Genomic DNA, 14,830 nt, shown 5'->3' with positions numbered 1-14,830 from the left:
TGGAACTAAAAATCCGCGGTCTATTTTACGAGGACATTCGTGGCAGAGTATCGACTCGCCTGAGCCTTGAAGGCCGCCTGCGCTGCGGCCAGCGTCGAGGCTGCGCCGCCAAGCCCGAGCGCCGTCAAAGCCGCCGTGACCGCAACCACTACCGCGTCGAGGTAGGCGCTCTCGGCAGTCAGGTACGGGTCAGAGGTCACCGGAGCCACTGCGCCGAGAGAAGCCCCGAGCGTGATCATGTCCCCGTTCCAAGTCGCCGTGACGCCCCCCTCGCTGCCGGACCAGAGAGCGCAGTACGGCGCTGACGGGTCTCCGCCGCCCCACCCGACCAGGATCGAGGTGCCAGGACTGATCGCGTCGATCGAGAGTCCCGGAATGCCGTGGCGGAGCGGGACCGCCGGCATCGATGGCAGGTCGGTGTCGTCGGGAACGAGGTCGACCAGGCCGCCGCCGTACTTCACCACCTTGGCTGGGTGGAGTGCGCGAAGCTTGCGACGGGGGTCGGCGGTCGCGCCGATCGCCGCGAGCGAGGCGCCCGGCCCGCGGCCGAAGTCGGGAGAGGAGGACATGCGCCATTCTGGACAGACCAGAGCGCGATCCCAAGAACCGCGATCGGACGCTGCCTGATCCGGCGTTCAGCTTGACCGCTGGCGCCGGCGCGGCCGACGATGCCCGGTCGGAGGCGCGCATGGGTATCTGGGTGTGCAAGAACTGTCAGCACGTTGGCGGAGCGATCGTCAGACCGGGCTCGACCCTTCCAGCGTGCTCGGCGTGCGGGCACAGCACGATCGTCCCGCTAGTTACACCGAAGGGCCAGGAACTCGCCCGTCAACTCGGGATCGACGTTGGATCAATGCTCGATGAAGAAGACCGCCGTCTCCATGCGGTCGAGAAGTGGACCTGGCAGAAGGGGATGATAACCAAGGGCGTATGTGCAGTCGGGACAGGAGTGACCGCAGCAACCTGCGCGGTCGGGAATTCGTCGGGCGGGATCATGTTCTGGGGGTTCGGGACGGTGCTTCTGGCTGGGGCGATGCTGGTGTCCTACGTCAGGCGCCCTGGTCACTGAACACCTGGTCACCATTGCGTGCAACACGAGGGTGGGCGTACCGTTGCATCTATGCCGAAGACGAGACGGGTGGTCGAGTACGCAGGGCGGAAGCCTCGGGGGAAGGGCGGCAAGCTGTGGGGATACGGCTATGCCGACGTGTCCAGGATGCTCGGCGTCCCAGAGGGGACACTGCGGGCCCGGGTCTCCCGCGGCACCTTCAACCCTGGAGACATGGAGGCCCTGTTCACGGCGTGGGCGCGCGTTCGCGGCATCATCGCGGCGCTGATGCTGGCGATCGCTGCCATGGTCGCGGGCTGCGGTGAGATCACCGCCGAAGATTCCCCGGACGCTGGCGGCGGTGCCGGCGGTGCGCAGACGATCGATCCCGGAACCGGAGGCCGACCTGCAACGGGCACCGGCGGGGCCAGCGTTGTGACGGGAACCGGCGGAGCACCAGGCACTGGCGGCGCGGCGGCGGCCTACTCGTTCTGCGAGCCAACGGAAGCGCTCACGGTGGACACGGCGAGTTGCCAGAAGTTACAGCCCGGCGGGACGTACAAGAACAGCATGCGAGACGGGTACGTCTGCGCCTTGTGCGACCCGCCGACGACCGGCATGGCAATCAAAAATCTTCCTTGCCTCTACACGAACCGCCTCTGCACGCACGCCTGCGAGGAGTGCAACTAGCCCGCCGCGACCCACGCCTTCGTCCGCACCGTCTCCCCGTCGATCGAGTGCTGCACGAACGACAGCCGCCGCCCTTCGAGCGAGACGCCTGGGACAACCCGCGGCACCTCGAACCCCAGGTCGACCCAGCCCTCCGAGGGCAGCGCGACGAGTTCCTGATAGTCGGCCGGCGCCTTGAGTCCCGCGTCCGGCCAGGTTTCGCGCCCGATCCAGATCGTCCCGTCCGCCAGGACTCGCCAGGCCACGGCCCCGGCGTGGCGGCGGTCGCTGGCGATGGAGGTCAGCGCGGCTGCCACCGGCTGCGCCAGCTGCGTCCAGGCCAGCAGCTGCAGGGCGAGCACCGAGGAGTCGGCCGTGTTCGACAGGCTCTCGCCGGCTGCGCGAACGAGGTCAGAGACCACGGCTCTGACGGTGGTGTTGCGGTAGTGCTGGACGCGCGCCTGCCTCACCAGACCGCCGGCACCTCCGATCACGCGGATGTACTCGGTCGCCTGGAATTGCCCGCCGCGCACAGCAAAGCCAACCAGACGGAGACCGCCGTCGAGGGTGAGCGTGACGGCGCCAGTCACGTCGGTCTCCGTGTCGACGACCAGGTCAGCGGTCCACGCGCCGAGTTGGGGCATGTGGATGTGGCCTCGGATCACCGGGAGGCCGTTCAGCTCGGCGAGGGCCATCGGCTACTCGGCGCCGCCGACGGTGTCTGGCGCCGCGCCGTGGATGCCGCCGTCGGTTTCGCTCGGGGGTCGGGAGAGAGAGCTTCCTGGCTGCGGTTGCAGCTGCTGGGCGAGTGGGATGGGGGAACCGGCGGTCTTCGTTCGCGTCTTCGTGTCGATCGGGACGAACTCGATCCCCTTGATCTTGATCGACATGGACTGACGAATCGAACCGGGCTCCGGCGGAGCCACGCCGATGACCACGAACTTCGAGATCCCCCAGAGAGCCAGGGCGGGATGCTCGATCGTCGCGGCGAGGGCGACGGGGAACTTTCGCCCCGCATCCTTCGTCGGCCGGCGCCAGATGGACGGCGCGATCGCCTGCATGAACGCCCACTGGTCCGGCGTCCAGAGCAACCCCTCGATCTCGACGGGCCCCGGGATGTAGCCGTTCGCGGTGATGGCGAGGCCGTCGGAGCCGGCGTGTTTCTTCTTGTCGATCGCCAGCGTCGGCAGGCCATGCACCTTCCAGAGGCCCGGGAGCTGCGAGTGGTTGAACACAGCGAAGTCCCACGGATTCGACAGGAACGTCGGGCCGGTCCCGGGCGCGGTCGGGTTCCAGAAGACGATCTGGGACGGAGCGGTGAATGTACCGTTGACCGCCGCGACCTGGGCGGAATTGACGGCGAGACCCGGCGTCAGAATGGCCATCAGGCGGTCCCTCCCTGAAGCGCGATCGTTGCCAGCGCGCTCTCCAGTGCCCCCGGGAGCATGCTCTCGACGGCGCGAGCGGTGGCCTCGCCGATCTCGGCAGCCGTAGCGGACGCGCCACCCGCGACGGAGACGGATACCGACACGCCGCCCACGTTGATCGACCCGCCGGCGCGAGGAGGCTTCGCGGATCGGAAGTTGTCGTTCAGGATATCGGAGTCGAAGCCGTCGTCGAAGCCATCGGCGGACCACTCGCCGAGCTTCCTGAACTTTTTCGATGGCGAATGCGCGTCGATGCCGCCCGGGCTCATCACGCCGGCAACCAGATCGGCGCCGGCCTTCTCGCCGACACTCTTCCAGCCGAAGCTGAAGCCGGTGTCCATGTAATCGACCAAGGTCTTCCTCTTGGCCACGACGCTCCCAATCGGAGACTGGTCGCGGCTCAAGAATGCGGCCCGGGCCTTTCTGTCCTCGTTCTCGGCTTTCTTGGCTGCGATCGCGTAGGACTCGAATTCAGGCGTTGTTCCGTGTCTCTGGGCTGCCAGCACTTGCTCATTGCGGTCCAGTGATTCTTGCTGCTGCTTCTTCAGGCGCTTATCTCGCTTCGTCTCGATCGCGTTGGCCTGGACAAGAGCACGTACGCCAACGTCGCCCGTACCGGGGATGCTCCCGATCAACTTGAAGAAGTCGATCGAGAACTCCTCAAGTGCCTCAATGCCGAGCGTGATGACACCGGCCAGATCGAAGGTCTTGATGCTATCGCCGATCCCCTCGAACATCCCCTCAAGGGCGCCGAAGATGCGTCGGCCGTTCGGGCTCTCTGGGTCTAGTCCTTCCAGCAGCTTTCCGATTGAGTCCTTGAAGGTGTTCAGGCCGGGGCTCTTCGCGAGTTCCTGGTAATACTGATCCGGCAGGTCCTTGAGGTGCGTCAGCTGGGCGGACAGCGTTTTGCCCATCTCCACGCCGGCACCGCCGAGGCTCTTGCCGGTCTTCTTCCCGATCATCGTGTAGAGCGTCTCTAGCGCGACCTCGGTGTCGATCTTTCCCTTCTCCAACTGCTTCTTGAGCGTGGCTGCGCCCTGTCCGGTGCGCGCCGACAACTCCTTTAGGAAGTCCTTCTCGCCGAGACCGAGTCCGCCAAGGACGCGGTTGTCCACGCGCCCGGTTCTCTTGATTCTCTCCAGGGAGGCCAGCGCCTCCCCCATTCCTTCTTCTTTGTTCGGGGAGAAAGCGGCGATGTCGATCGAGGCCGCCAGGGCACGCGTGAGGTCCTTGCCAGCGAATCCAACCTTCGCCAACGACTGCGCTGCGCTCTTCAGGCTATCGTCGGTGAACTCGGTGTACTTCGCGATCCCCTCGATGTACTCGAGGACTTCACTGCCCTCCGCCGCCCCGAGGAGCAAGCCGAACGATCGGTTTGTGCGCTCCGCCTTTGCCGCCACGGAGAGCATCTCCTCGCCGATCTCCTTGAGCTTCTCAAACGCCTCCATAGGCGCATCGATCAGAGCGTCGACGCCGCGACGAAGGAACTCGAACTCGGCGACTGACTCGGCTTTCTTTATGAACGGTTCAAGCCCCTTGTGAAGCAGGTTCTTGAGAGCGCCGGTCAGTGTGTCGGCCTCCTCCTTGTGCTTCTTGTGGCCCTTCGCGGCCTTGTGGCTAGCTCCCTCGGACTTCTCGGTCTCGCCCGAGAGCTTCCGAAGGCCGTCGTTGATCTTGTCGAGCGTCTTCAGGAACGAGAGAGCTTCGGCCTGGTCGACGTCGAGACTGAGCAGCCAGTCTAGTCCTTCGTCAGCCATGGCCTACTTCTCCAGAAAGTCGATCACCCGCAGCACGAACTCCGCCAGCAGTAGCGCGCCGAGCTCGGCGTCTTCCCCATCCTCGCGCCGAATGAGAGCGGTCAGGGCGGCCGCGGCGGTGACCCGGCTGGACTTCACCGCCTCCAGCGCGTCTAGATTTTTTTGTGCTTGGTCGCTCGGCTGGCGCCGACAATCTTCCCGCACTGATTGGCGAGGATCTCCCAGCACGCAGGCAGAGACCGCTCCTCGATGAGCGCGCGGAACGCTTCGGCAGATGGCTCGACGATGCCGGCCAGCACGAGCATCTTGTGAGCTTGCATCTCCTGCGCGTCATCCTGGAGCAGCGCTCTGAAGCGTGGCCACTCCCTGGCCAGCTTCTTCGCGTCGACGACGATCTCGATCTCCAACTCGTCGTTGCTGATGATCCGCAGGTCGGCGCCGGCATACTTGGCTTTCAGGGCTTGGATCTCGTCGTCAGTCATGCCCCCGACGCTGCGGCCGTCGGGCTAGATCCTCAAAAACTAGACGAAGTCCGGCGGCGCGATCGGAGACCCGTTCATGAGGATGTTCGTCGGCTGGATGGTCAGCTTGACCATCGTGGGGTCGGTGCCCTTCTGGTTCGACGCGGATGCTTCGGTGATCCGGCAGCCGAGGATAGAGTCGCTGGTGAAGGCACCGGCGAACGTCTCCGAGTAGCTGACGAAGATGTCGAAGAAGGCCAGGCCGTACCCGCCAGCTCCCGCGGCGGTCAGTCCGGACAGGAGGTTGTCCCACTCCAGGCGCAGCATCTCGATGTCGCAGGTCAGCGTGCGGTCGCCTGCGGTCATCCCGATGATGTTCATCGACGTGCCCTTGACGATCCCCGGGTCCAGCTTGTCGGAATAGTTGATCGACGAGATGCCGAGCATGACCTGGCCAGCGATCACGGTCTCGACAGAGACGTAGCTGTATCGGTTGCCGTTCACGAGCGGGTAGCTGATGGGGCCTGGCATGTTGGCTCCTAGACCGTGAGAGCCGGGTTGCGGAACCCGAAGGTGGCGGTGATGAACTTGAGGTAGCCGAGCGGCGTGATGGAGATCGAGAGCGGCTCGCTGTTGGTGGAGAGGAGGTTCTGCGTGCGCGAGAGCTGCGCGAACTTCCCCGGCTTCACCGGGTCATAGCCACCCGACACGAACCCGGGCGCCAGGATGGCCGCCGCGATGGCCGAATCGATCGACGACTCGATGATGAAGGCATCACGCGGGTCGATGGCGCCCGTCTTGAGGTTCACGCGAACGGACCCATTCAGGTACTTGAGCAGCACCCGCCTCGCCGCGCGGGCCGCGACATCCATCACGCGCCGGTGCTGGATGAGACCGAAGTCCGAGCCAGGCGGCGCCATGATGAAGCCGTCGGCGATGAACGTCCCCGGCGTTCCGGCCGGGCCCGGGAACTGGCGCAGCGTCATGAAGCGCTGCGAGTCGAGCAGCGTTGGATCCCAGCCCGTCGACCCGAAGTTCGGGTAGAGGTTCGCCACGCCCGTGATCTGGGCCGTCGAGTTGACGAAGCCAGCATCCTCGCCGGCCGGGATGGCCGCAATGTGCGCGCTGGCTACCCAGGCGCTGTTGCGGCGCTCGATACGCCCGTCGAGGGGTTGGTTGGCGGCGATGTCACCGACCGAGACCATCGTCCGAAGCGACGACAGCGCCGTGAAGGCCGCTACGATGGTCGCGTCCGCTTCCACGGTCGGGCACTCGATGACGCCGTAGACGTAGCGGAACGCTGTCTGAGCCGCGACCAGGGCGGCGTCGACGGTGGCGAACTCGGTTGCCGCGGCCGCTGCACTCGCTGGAGTCGCCGCGACGTGGATCGACTCGAAGTCGATCGGAAGTGCCATGAGGGCAGTGAGCGCCGTGTTGAGGTCGGTGTTGTTGCAGGTCGCCGTCGTCGTGCTGAACGAGTAGGTGTCGCCTGCCACGAACGTCGACGCGAACGTGAGCACGATGCCCGTGTTCGGAATGGAGTAGACGCCGCCGCCCGGCGTGGCGATCGGCGCCCCGGTGTTGTTGCCGCCGTCCAGGGAGGCAGTAAACACCGCGGTTCCGAGGGCGCCGCCAGTGGTGATCGCGAGGATCACGGCATAGGCGTCGAGCGGGCTCGACACCTGCGTCACCCAGCCGACGGTGCCCGTCCCGCTGAGCGTGATGACTCCGAGGGTGGAGATCGTCCAGACCGCGGCGACGGTGTACGTCTGCGCGGCGAATGTGAGCGTGGTGAGCGTGCCGGGGACGACGATCGAGAACGCCGACGCGGTGCTGACCACCGGCGTGCCGTAGGCGCCACCACCGACGGAGAACGCGACGGCCATGGTGCCGAGGGCGCCCGCCGTCGTGATCTTCGCCAGGATCGCCTGCGCCGGAGCCAGCGTCACGGTCACGGTACCCGCGCCGGTCCCGGTCTGCGTCACCGACCCCGCTGTGCCCGCCGTGCTCGGCGTGAGCGGCATCGCGTACCGCGTCCCGCCCTTGTAGGCCAGGGCCTGGACGAGGGGCCCGATGCCCAGGGCCGCCTGCGCGGTAGCGTTGTCATTGACGGCGTAGATCGTGTTCGGGATGCCCTTCGAGCAGAGCCCCATGGTGACGGTGATGCCCGCGACGCTCGGCGGTGCGCTGCCGAGACCGCCGTCCTGGAAGACCGTGTTGACGTTGGGAAGAGTCATCGTTTGTTACCCCATCTTGTGACCGACGGTGGCGAGTGCCACGGCCGCGTCGAACTCGGACTCGGTGACTTCCTTGTTCTCTGGCCACTGCGCCCCGGCCTTCGCCGCTGCGAACCTCCAGTAGGCCGGGTTGGCGCGCGGGCCCTTCAGCTTCCCGATCGGGATCATGCGCGAGCCGAGCTTGTCGCCGGCAACACCGGGGGCCGGTGATCGATCCTCGCCCGGGAAGATCTGCGGGAGCATCCCCTTGGCGGACGCCCACGCCTCGACGGTCTTCTTCGGCGCGCCGGATGTCTTGTCGGTCTCGTCGTCCATGGGTCTCCTATCCAGTCGCGACCAGCGGGAGGATCGTCTCGGTCAACGGGAAGTCCTCGATGGGAAGGCTCAACACGTCCTTCTCGCGCGTGAACGGGATCGCGAACGTCAGCATGAGCCGGTACTCGACGCCTCTTTGAAGAACAGCTGCGGTGTTCCACGTGGCGCTTTGCACGCCATCCCAGCCCCAGCCGACGTCATGGGCAGCGGCAACGAGGTGCTTGGCGATCGACTCGCAGTCGGCGATGTCCTTGCCCCAGATCCCCGCCATGACACTGCACTGGCGCTTCCACAGCGGCCGAGGGTTGGACACGCCGTCTCCGCCCTGCGCGTCGGCTGGCGTGATCGACTCACTTCGCGGGACCCAGACGATGCGGGGGTAGTCGCCTTCCTTCGCCAGGGCGACCTCGCCCATCTCGAACTTCGGCATCACCCCCAGCAGCGACAGATCCGCCAGGTTGCTCTTGAGTTGCGCCTGCACGGCGGCGAATACATCTAGGAGACCCACTACTCCGCGTCTCCCCCGCCCGTGCTCGGCGCCCCGAGCCGCTTGCGGATGAACGTCGCCGCCTGGCGATTGAGGGCCCTTCCCCAGATCGGACCGAGACCGCCGGTCGACTTCTCCGGCAGCATCTGCCGCCGCGGGATCGTGATCCCGTTCGCGAACGTGGCCGGCTTCGCCTGCGTCTCATAGACCGTGCGCAGCCTCGTGTTCCGCCCGACGAGGCGGCCAGTCTTCGGGTTGTGCCAGAGCGTCCGCCCGCGCAGGCGACTGTGCGGGGCCACCTGTGCGCCGTACTGATGAGCCGGGGCGTACTTGACCGGGATCGAGATCCGAAAGCCCCTGTCGACGACAGCGCTGTTGACCGACGCAGCCATGCGGCCGGTGTCGAGTAGCGGCTTGCCGTCCCGGTGCTTGAGCGGCTCCCATGCGTTGCCGTACGGGTCGCGCGACTGCCGGAACGAGTCGGCCACCTGCTTCATCGCCGCCACGCCCATCACGGCGGCGAGGTCCTGGACCATGCCCGCGCGGGTCACGCTCTCGACTCGCCGCCGGAGGAGGTCGAGCTTGCTGAAGTCGCCAGAGAGCGCCACGTCAGTCCCCTCGGAAAAATCCGGGCGGCCGGCTGGTCTCGCCACGCGAGTTCCATCCGCGGCTCGACGCGCTGACGACCCGGGCGCGGGTCGCGTCGGTGCCGGGAACGATGTCCGTCGAACTGTCGGTCACGTCCGGGGTCATGAGACCGGATGCCACCTGCTTCAGCCACGAGTTCGCGTCCTGGACACGGAGGCGCAGGTTCTCGTCGGCGCCGGCGGCAGGGTTGTAGCCGCGCACGACCAAGAGGTCGTAGACCGCCAGGACGCAGCACGCGCGCACCGTCGCCTGGTCGACCGTGAACAGAGGCATCGTGAACCGAGACCGAAACGCCGAGTCGATCATGGAGCTAGCGCCGCGGAGCGACTGCTCCACCGCCTCGGGCGGGATGCCCGAGATCGCATCCTCGGAAATCCCGTAGACCGGGATGTCCGAGGGCTGCGCGTATTGGGTGATCGGCGTGGGCATTTTCTCGTTACGACGTGGTCTTCTCCGCCGCCTTTTCGTCGGTCTTGCCGCGGCGCTTGCGCGCCTCGGCCGGCGTGGCATCCGCGGCGTTCTCGACCGGAACGGATCCGGCGACGAGGGCCTCTAGTTCCTGAATGCGGACGCGCAACTGCTGGTTCTCCGCCTCCGCGCGGGCGTGAGCTCCGCGCACGTCGACCAGCTCGCCCGACAGCTTCAGGAACTGCGTCTTGCTGGCCGCGAGCTCGGCCGCCATGATCTGGTGGCTCATGCTCGCGGTCTCCTGCACCCCCAGGCGCGGGTCGCCGAGGATCAGGCGGTAGGACGCCTGCCCGCACCGATCCTGGTCGGCGGTGACGATGTCCTGCAGGATGCCGCTGTTCGCGTTCGGCCTGGACGTCACGATCTCGGGCGGGTCCTCCTCCTGGTCGAGGACCTCCAACTCCTTGTACCCCTTGGTCGGAAAGAACCTCTTCGCCTGCCAGAGATAGGGGACATCAATGGTGGAGTGGGCGGTCACCCGGACCCGCCCGATGAACTTGCGCTCCTCCATTACGGCACGTTCTTGATGGCGGTGAACGGCAGCGTGAAGCCGCCGGCGCCGCGCGCCTCAATGGAGAACACGAACTTGCGCATGTTGAAGACGTTCGGATCGCTCGGGTTGACGAGCGGGATCCGGTGAACGGCCTCGCGCTGCTGGAAGGCCAGCGGCTTGACCCGGTTGGTGGAGAACATGTACCAGGCGCCCGCCGTGTCATCGATGAGCCGCTCGTTGACGATGAGCGTGGTGTCGCCCTGCCACACGTTCGTGGCGGCGGCAGCGGCGACGATCTCGGTGCCCGCTACGTTCCGCACCGGGATGGTGATGTTGGTCGCCTGGACAATCTCCTTCGCCGTCTTCTCGAGCGTCGGGCCGACCATGAGGATCGTCGGCTGCAGCTGCAGGGAGATGCCCGCCTCGCCCTTGAACGACCGCATCTGAGCCTTCGCCGTCGCGTAGGTCGTCGCCGTCAGCGTGGAACCCGTGTTGTAGTTCGAGTACACGCCCAGCGAGGGGTCATCGATGTCGACCGGGTGGTTGGCGTCGAAGAACGGCTGTCCGTCGTAGCCGACCGCCGTGAGGCCGCTCAGGAGCTGCTTCGTTACCACTGCCTCGGGCCAGCGGGCGCCGGCCTCGGCCTGCATCTCGGGGGCGCGGGCATAGACCCCGGCTTGGTCGTCGGCGATCTTGTCCCGGTCCACTTCGTAGGTGTGGTGGAACGGCTTGTTGGTGATCGGATAGGCGCGGGCCTTGATGGCTCGGACCGTCTTCTCGCCGACCCACTCCTCCATGTCAGCCATCTGGGCGATCCAGTTGTGGATGGTGGTCTCGGTCGAGCTCGGCACGAACTCGGCGAACTTGTCCCAGTACGGGAGGTGATCGAGATACGCCTTCTGGAACCGCGTTTCCGACTGGACGAAGAACGCTTGCAGGAGTGCGGGAGTGAGGGGCGAGGCTGCCATGATGTTTCTCCGGTGTTCTCAGTTGGGGACGCGGGTTAGGTGACGGTGGCGCCGCCGAAAACGGCCTTTAGGTACCAGGCCGGGCTGGCGGGGTTGGCCCACTCGAACTCGACGCCCGAGCCCTTGGCGGTCAGCGTGGTGATCGTCGCGAGGCCCGACGGGGTGGCCGGGGTGATGGTGCCGACCGGCGTCGACGCGCCGCTGATGACGACCGCTCGCTTGATCTGGCCGATGTAGAGGCCGTTCGCGAGCGTGTAGGCCGTGGTGCCGGTGACGGCCAGGGTGCTGATCTCCGTGTTGACGCTGAGCGCGCCCGCCGCAGAGATCGCCTCGATGCTGCCAATGCCGAGGAACGCCGTTCCCGTGCTGAGCGCCGGGTTGAGCGGGATCTGCGGCGAGACCGAAACGAGCACCTTCTTGCCGGAGGAGTCGATCTCGACGATGACACCGGCGACCGACCTCGCCCCCGCATTGCTGGTCAACGCGACGGTGTTGTCGTCCGCCAGATAGCAGAGGGTGTTCCCGGAGCAGTTGGCCTGGAGGATCTGATCCGTCGAGGTCGAGTTGTTGAACCACCCGCAGCCCGCACGCACGCGCAGCTTGTTGGTGCTGAGGCCGACGAAGTTGGCGCCGTCCGTCGCGCCGCCCGTCACGGACGGCTGGCTAGGCGAGAGTTCCGCCCAGCCAGCGCAGACGAAGCCGACGCCTGCAGCCGCCGGCCGACCGTAGCCGGCCTTGGTCATGACGAGCGCGCCGTTGTAGACGACCACGCCGGCCGAGAGCTGGATGTCGAATGCCTCCAGCAGAACCTTGTCGACGCCCTTGGTCTCGGTGGCGCGGGGAGCGGTGAGTGCGGTCATGGTCTAGTTCCTCGTCGTGTTGGTTGCGGTGATTGCCGTTGGGGCGCCGTTACGCCGACGCCCGCCCGAGCTGGGCGAGCTTGAACTTCCGGACGTCCTCGATGGTCTGCGCCGGGTTCGCGGTCAGCTTCGCCATCTGGATGTCCTCCGGCGTGATGACATCGCCGGTGGCGCCGCCGCCGGCCGGAGACCTGGTCTCGCCGCGCGGGACCACCACGGCCTTCGTCGCCAGGTAGGCCGTCAGGCGCGCGAGGTTCTCGGCGTTCGGCGTTCCGGCGAAGAGGATGAGTGCGTCCTTCTCGGCGGGCGGGACCTTGCCAGCCTCGATCGCGCCCGAGATCGCAGCGTCGAACTCCGCCTTGATGCGCGCGCTCTCGCGGGACACCTCGGCGGCCCGCAGCATGACCACCTCGGTGGCATTCGCCTTCCAACCCTCGATCACCCCGAGCGCCTCGGCGCGGGATGCCTTGCCGGTCGTGCGCAGGATCTCCCCGTTGAACGAGGCGATCGCCGACAGTTCGACGGCCACCACGTTGTCCGGCGCGGTCGCCGTCAGGCCGACGAGCGTCAGCATGCTGGCTCTCGTCGTCGACGCGCTCTTGCAGGTCTTGCAGTACATCTCGTCGCCGTCGTCGTCGTCGGTCGGAGCCTTCAGGGAGACAGAGCACTGCTTGCAGGCCATGGGCTTCATGGGGGTCACTCCTGGGTCGGTTGCGGTTGCGGTGGCTGCCGCGGTGGCGGCGACGAGCGGCTGGACGTTGTCCAGGGCCTCAACGTTGGTGAGCGCGACGTTGAGGACCACGAGGATCCGCATCGTCTCGATGTCGTGCAGGAACGCCGGGGAGAAGCGCGTGTACTCGCGCGCCTCGATCATCCGCCTGGCTCGGTCAGTCCAGTTGCAGGACGTCGCCCAGAGCTCGCCGTTGCGAACCTCCGGAATCCAGGACGAGCACGACGCCGGGGCCTCCACGGGAGGCTGGGCCAGCGCCTGGTGCTCGTAGTCCATCGTTGGCGGCGTCCCCTTCTTGGCGAACGCGGCCATGACCGACTTGGCGGCATCGTCGTCGAAGAGGAAGTCGCCCTTGCTCGACTGATTGATCCCGGCGCGGAAGACCCGGAACTCGCTCGGCGCAACGACCGGCTGCCCTTCGGCGGGCGGGTCGAACGTGGTCGAGTACGCCGATGTCAGAGCGCTCGTTTGCGAATTCCGTAGGCTTTGGCGGCCCTTCACACGTCAAGGGTCCGGGCCAGAGTGCTCACACTCAAAAACGACTATGTAGATTGCCGGCTAGATCAACGTCGGCGTTCGGCCATCGAAACGGTGTAGAGTCCGGCGCATGTCGACGTCGACCTTGGCCCCCGTGCGCATCGCCGTGCTCGGCGCCAACGGCAAGATGGGGCGCGCCATCGTGCGCGTCGTCGCTGGCACGCCGGGCGGCGCGCTCGGCGCCGCCGTCGAGCGCGCGGACAGCCCGGCCGTCGGCCAGGACGCCGGCGTGCTGGCGGGCGGCGCCGCGCTGGGTGTCGCCGTCCAGGGCGCCGCGCCGGCGGCCGGCGCCGCCGACGTCTGGATCGACTTCAGCGTCCCGGCCGCGACGGTGGCCGCCGCGCGCGCGGGCGCCGCCGCGGGCGCCGCGCTGGTCATCGGCACCACCGGCCTCGGCGCCGCCGAGCGCGCCGAGCTCGAGGCCGCGGCCCGCCGCGTCCCCATCGTCTTCGCGCCCAACATGTCGGTCGGCGTCAACGTGCTGCTCAAGCTGGTCGCCGACGCCGCGCGCGCCCTGGGGCCGAGCTACGACATCGACGTCGTCGAGGCGCACCACCGCGCCAAGCGCGACGCCCCGTCGGGGACGGCGCTGCGTCTGGCCGAGGCGGCCGCCGAGGGGGCCGGACGCGACCTCGCCGCCGTCGCCCGCTACGCCCGCCACGGCGAGATCGGCGCGCGGCCGCGCGGCGAGATCGGCATCCAGACCCTGCGCGGCGGCGACGTCGTCGGCGACCACACCGTCTTCTTCTTCGGCGACGGCGAGCGCATCGAGATCACGCATCGGGCGTCGTCCCGGGACACCTTCGCGCAGGGCGCGGTGCGCGCCGCGCTGTGGGTCGCCGGCCGGCCGCCGGGGCTCTACGACATGCGCGCCGTCCTCGGGACGTGACCAAATTGCACCGGCGACGCAGGCTAGATCAGGTAGAATTCTCGCCATGTCACACGCAGGTAAGCGCTACCGGTTCGACATGCGTGGAGCGCACGAAGCCGGCGAGCTTCGCCATCCTCAGATCGTGATTTTGGCGTGGTTTCCTGACGCCAGTGACCTCGAGCCCGTCAGCATCGCCGATTGCTGGCTGTTTGCCTCGGAGTCTGTGCGACCAGATGCTCCGGATTATTTCGTCCGTTTGCCGGACGACCGACGAGACGCGAGCGGTTCAGTGCCGGTTCTGTCGTTCTCGTCTATTGACCTGGCCGGAGTCAAACAGGGGGCCCGGATCTCGGAGATCGGGTATACGCAGAGCGACGACGAGTGATTCCGTCCATGGGTTGCCACCGGGTAGTCCAATCCAACCTCTACTCGCCGCGCGGCCTAGAGCGGTTCTTGAGACTCAACATTCGTCAGTATAGGTTCTGATCTAGCCGGCTCGGCGACTGTGTATGCGACGGGGGATCCGTCGCTGGCGTTTGCTCTCCCTTGGTGATTGGTGGGGGAGAGATTTCCGCTCATGAATCATCGCTGGGCCGGTGGCTACTTCAGCCGGCTCTCGATCTCGTCCCTGATCGAAGCGTCGTATTTCCCGACGTCGGGGGACCAGTCCTCTTCCATGTCGCTCTTGTCGCCGCGTGGGGCGGAGTCGCTGATGCCTTCGTCCTCGGCCTCCTCGCGGCTGAGCGCGCTCTTGGTGCAGCGGCAGTTATGAACTAGGAATCCGTCGGCGACGAACGTCCGCGCTCCCTCGATCTCCAGGTTGTAGACATTGCCGGTGTACATTTTGAGATCGA

The 14,830-nt window shown here is 66.8% G+C and carries 20 protein-coding genes; 3 read left to right on the top strand and 17 right to left on the bottom strand.

The genetic code is table 11. The features are described from left to right. Positions 1-20 precede the first annotated feature (20 nt). Positions 21-569, bottom strand: a complete 549-nt coding sequence (locus tag EPN98_RS21645; protein WP_293365017.1) for a hypothetical protein — start codon at positions 567-569, stop codon at positions 21-23. 713 nt (positions 570-1,282) lie between these two features. Between EPN98_RS21645 and EPN98_RS21640 the strand changes: the two genes are divergently transcribed. Then, a complete protein-coding gene (locus EPN98_RS21640) occupies positions 1,283-1,738 on the top strand; it encodes a hypothetical protein (RefSeq protein WP_293365016.1) in 456 nt (151 codons plus the stop codon). Here the strand turns inward: EPN98_RS21640 and EPN98_RS21635 are convergent. Genes EPN98_RS21635 through EPN98_RS21565 form a run of 15 tightly spaced genes read right to left on the bottom strand, consistent with a single transcriptional unit; the run spans position 1,735 to position 13,069 of the window. Beyond that, a complete protein-coding gene (locus EPN98_RS21635; protein WP_293365015.1) occupies positions 1,735-2,412 on the bottom strand; it encodes a hypothetical protein in 678 nt (225 codons plus the stop codon). The two genes, EPN98_RS21640 and EPN98_RS21635, sit on opposite strands and share 4 nt — an antisense overlap. Positions 2,413-2,415: 3 nt before the next feature. Further along, positions 2,416-3,102 (bottom strand): hypothetical protein, encoded by a 687-nt coding sequence (locus EPN98_RS21630; RefSeq protein ID WP_293365014.1) that lies wholly within the window; start codon positions 3,100-3,102, stop codon positions 2,416-2,418. Continuing rightward, entirely contained in the window at positions 3,102-4,901 is a 1,800-nt protein-coding gene (locus EPN98_RS21625; RefSeq protein WP_293365013.1) for a hypothetical protein, read from the bottom strand. Before EPN98_RS21625 ends, EPN98_RS21630 begins: the two co-directional genes overlap by 1 nt. Positions 4,902-4,904: 3 nt before the next feature. Beyond that, positions 4,905-5,039, bottom strand: a complete 135-nt coding sequence (locus EPN98_RS21620) for a hypothetical protein (protein WP_293365012.1) — start codon at positions 5,037-5,039, stop codon at positions 4,905-4,907. Positions 5,040-5,053: 14 nt separating this feature from the next. Beyond that, complete coding sequence (locus EPN98_RS21615; protein WP_293365011.1) at positions 5,054-5,383, bottom strand: hypothetical protein; 330 nt, start codon at positions 5,381-5,383, stop codon at positions 5,054-5,056. Positions 5,384-5,422: 39 nt separating this feature from the next. Next, complete coding sequence (locus tag EPN98_RS21610; protein ID WP_293365010.1) at positions 5,423-5,893, bottom strand: hypothetical protein; 471 nt, start codon at positions 5,891-5,893, stop codon at positions 5,423-5,425. An 8-nt stretch (positions 5,894-5,901) separates the two neighbouring features. Continuing rightward, positions 5,902-7,599: a DUF2586 family protein gene (locus EPN98_RS21605; RefSeq protein WP_293365009.1), complete on the bottom strand. Its 1,698-nt coding sequence runs from the start codon at positions 7,597-7,599 to the stop codon at positions 5,902-5,904. 6 nt (positions 7,600-7,605) lie between these two features. Then, positions 7,606-7,914 carry a hypothetical protein gene (locus EPN98_RS21600; RefSeq protein WP_293365008.1) on the bottom strand — a complete coding sequence of 103 codons (309 nt, stop codon included), beginning with the start codon at positions 7,912-7,914 and terminating at the stop codon, positions 7,606-7,608. A gap of 7 nt (positions 7,915-7,921) precedes the next feature. Further along, positions 7,922-8,422 carry a hypothetical protein gene (locus EPN98_RS21595; protein ID WP_293365007.1) on the bottom strand — a complete coding sequence of 167 codons (501 nt, stop codon included), beginning with the start codon at positions 8,420-8,422 and terminating at the stop codon, positions 7,922-7,924. Then, a complete protein-coding gene (locus EPN98_RS21590; RefSeq protein ID WP_293365006.1) occupies positions 8,422-9,009 on the bottom strand; it encodes a phage virion morphogenesis protein in 588 nt (195 codons plus the stop codon). Before EPN98_RS21590 ends, EPN98_RS21595 begins: the two co-directional genes overlap by 1 nt. A gap of 1 nt (position 9,010) precedes the next feature. Beyond that, positions 9,011-9,478, bottom strand: coding sequence for a phage protein Gp36 family protein (locus EPN98_RS21585; RefSeq protein ID WP_293365005.1), 468 nt, complete (start codon positions 9,476-9,478; stop codon positions 9,011-9,013). Positions 9,479-9,485: 7 nt separating this feature from the next. Next, positions 9,486-10,028, bottom strand: a complete 543-nt coding sequence (locus EPN98_RS21580; protein WP_293365004.1) for a hypothetical protein — start codon at positions 10,026-10,028, stop codon at positions 9,486-9,488. After that, positions 10,028-10,978, bottom strand: coding sequence for a Mu-like prophage major head subunit gpT family protein (locus EPN98_RS21575; RefSeq protein ID WP_293365003.1), 951 nt, complete (start codon positions 10,976-10,978; stop codon positions 10,028-10,030). Before EPN98_RS21575 ends, EPN98_RS21580 begins: the two co-directional genes overlap by 1 nt. 35 nt (positions 10,979-11,013) lie before the next feature. Continuing rightward, complete coding sequence (locus tag EPN98_RS21570) at positions 11,014-11,838, bottom strand: hypothetical protein (protein WP_293365002.1); 825 nt, start codon at positions 11,836-11,838, stop codon at positions 11,014-11,016. A 49-nt stretch (positions 11,839-11,887) separates the two neighbouring features. Further along, positions 11,888-13,069, bottom strand: coding sequence for a phage protease (locus EPN98_RS21565; protein WP_293365001.1), 1,182 nt, complete (start codon positions 13,067-13,069; stop codon positions 11,888-11,890). 106 nt (positions 13,070-13,175) lie between these two features. Between EPN98_RS21565 and dapB the strand changes: the two genes are divergently transcribed. Both dapB and EPN98_RS21555 read left to right on the top strand, forming a co-directional pair. Then, positions 13,176-13,994 (top strand): 4-hydroxy-tetrahydrodipicolinate reductase, encoded by an 819-nt coding sequence (dapB, locus tag EPN98_RS21560; RefSeq protein ID WP_293365000.1) that lies wholly within the window; start codon positions 13,176-13,178, stop codon positions 13,992-13,994. A 46-nt stretch (positions 13,995-14,040) separates the two neighbouring features. Beyond that, positions 14,041-14,361, top strand: coding sequence for a hypothetical protein (locus EPN98_RS21555; RefSeq protein ID WP_293364999.1), 321 nt, complete (start codon positions 14,041-14,043; stop codon positions 14,359-14,361). A gap of 215 nt (positions 14,362-14,576) precedes the next feature. On the opposite strand, the gene EPN98_RS24580 is transcribed toward EPN98_RS21555, so the two are convergent. Beyond that, positions 14,577-14,819, bottom strand: coding sequence for a hypothetical protein (locus EPN98_RS24580; protein WP_366558513.1), 243 nt, complete (start codon positions 14,817-14,819; stop codon positions 14,577-14,579). Positions 14,820-14,830 lie beyond the last annotated feature (11 nt).

Origin of the sequence: Phenylobacterium sp. (genome assembly GCF_004299445.1) — a bacterium.
Taxonomy (GTDB): domain Bacteria; phylum Pseudomonadota; class Alphaproteobacteria; order Caulobacterales; family Caulobacteraceae; genus Phenylobacterium.
The sequence above is the reverse complement of the archived record's forward strand: the minus strand, read 5'-3'. Positions and strand labels throughout refer to the sequence as shown.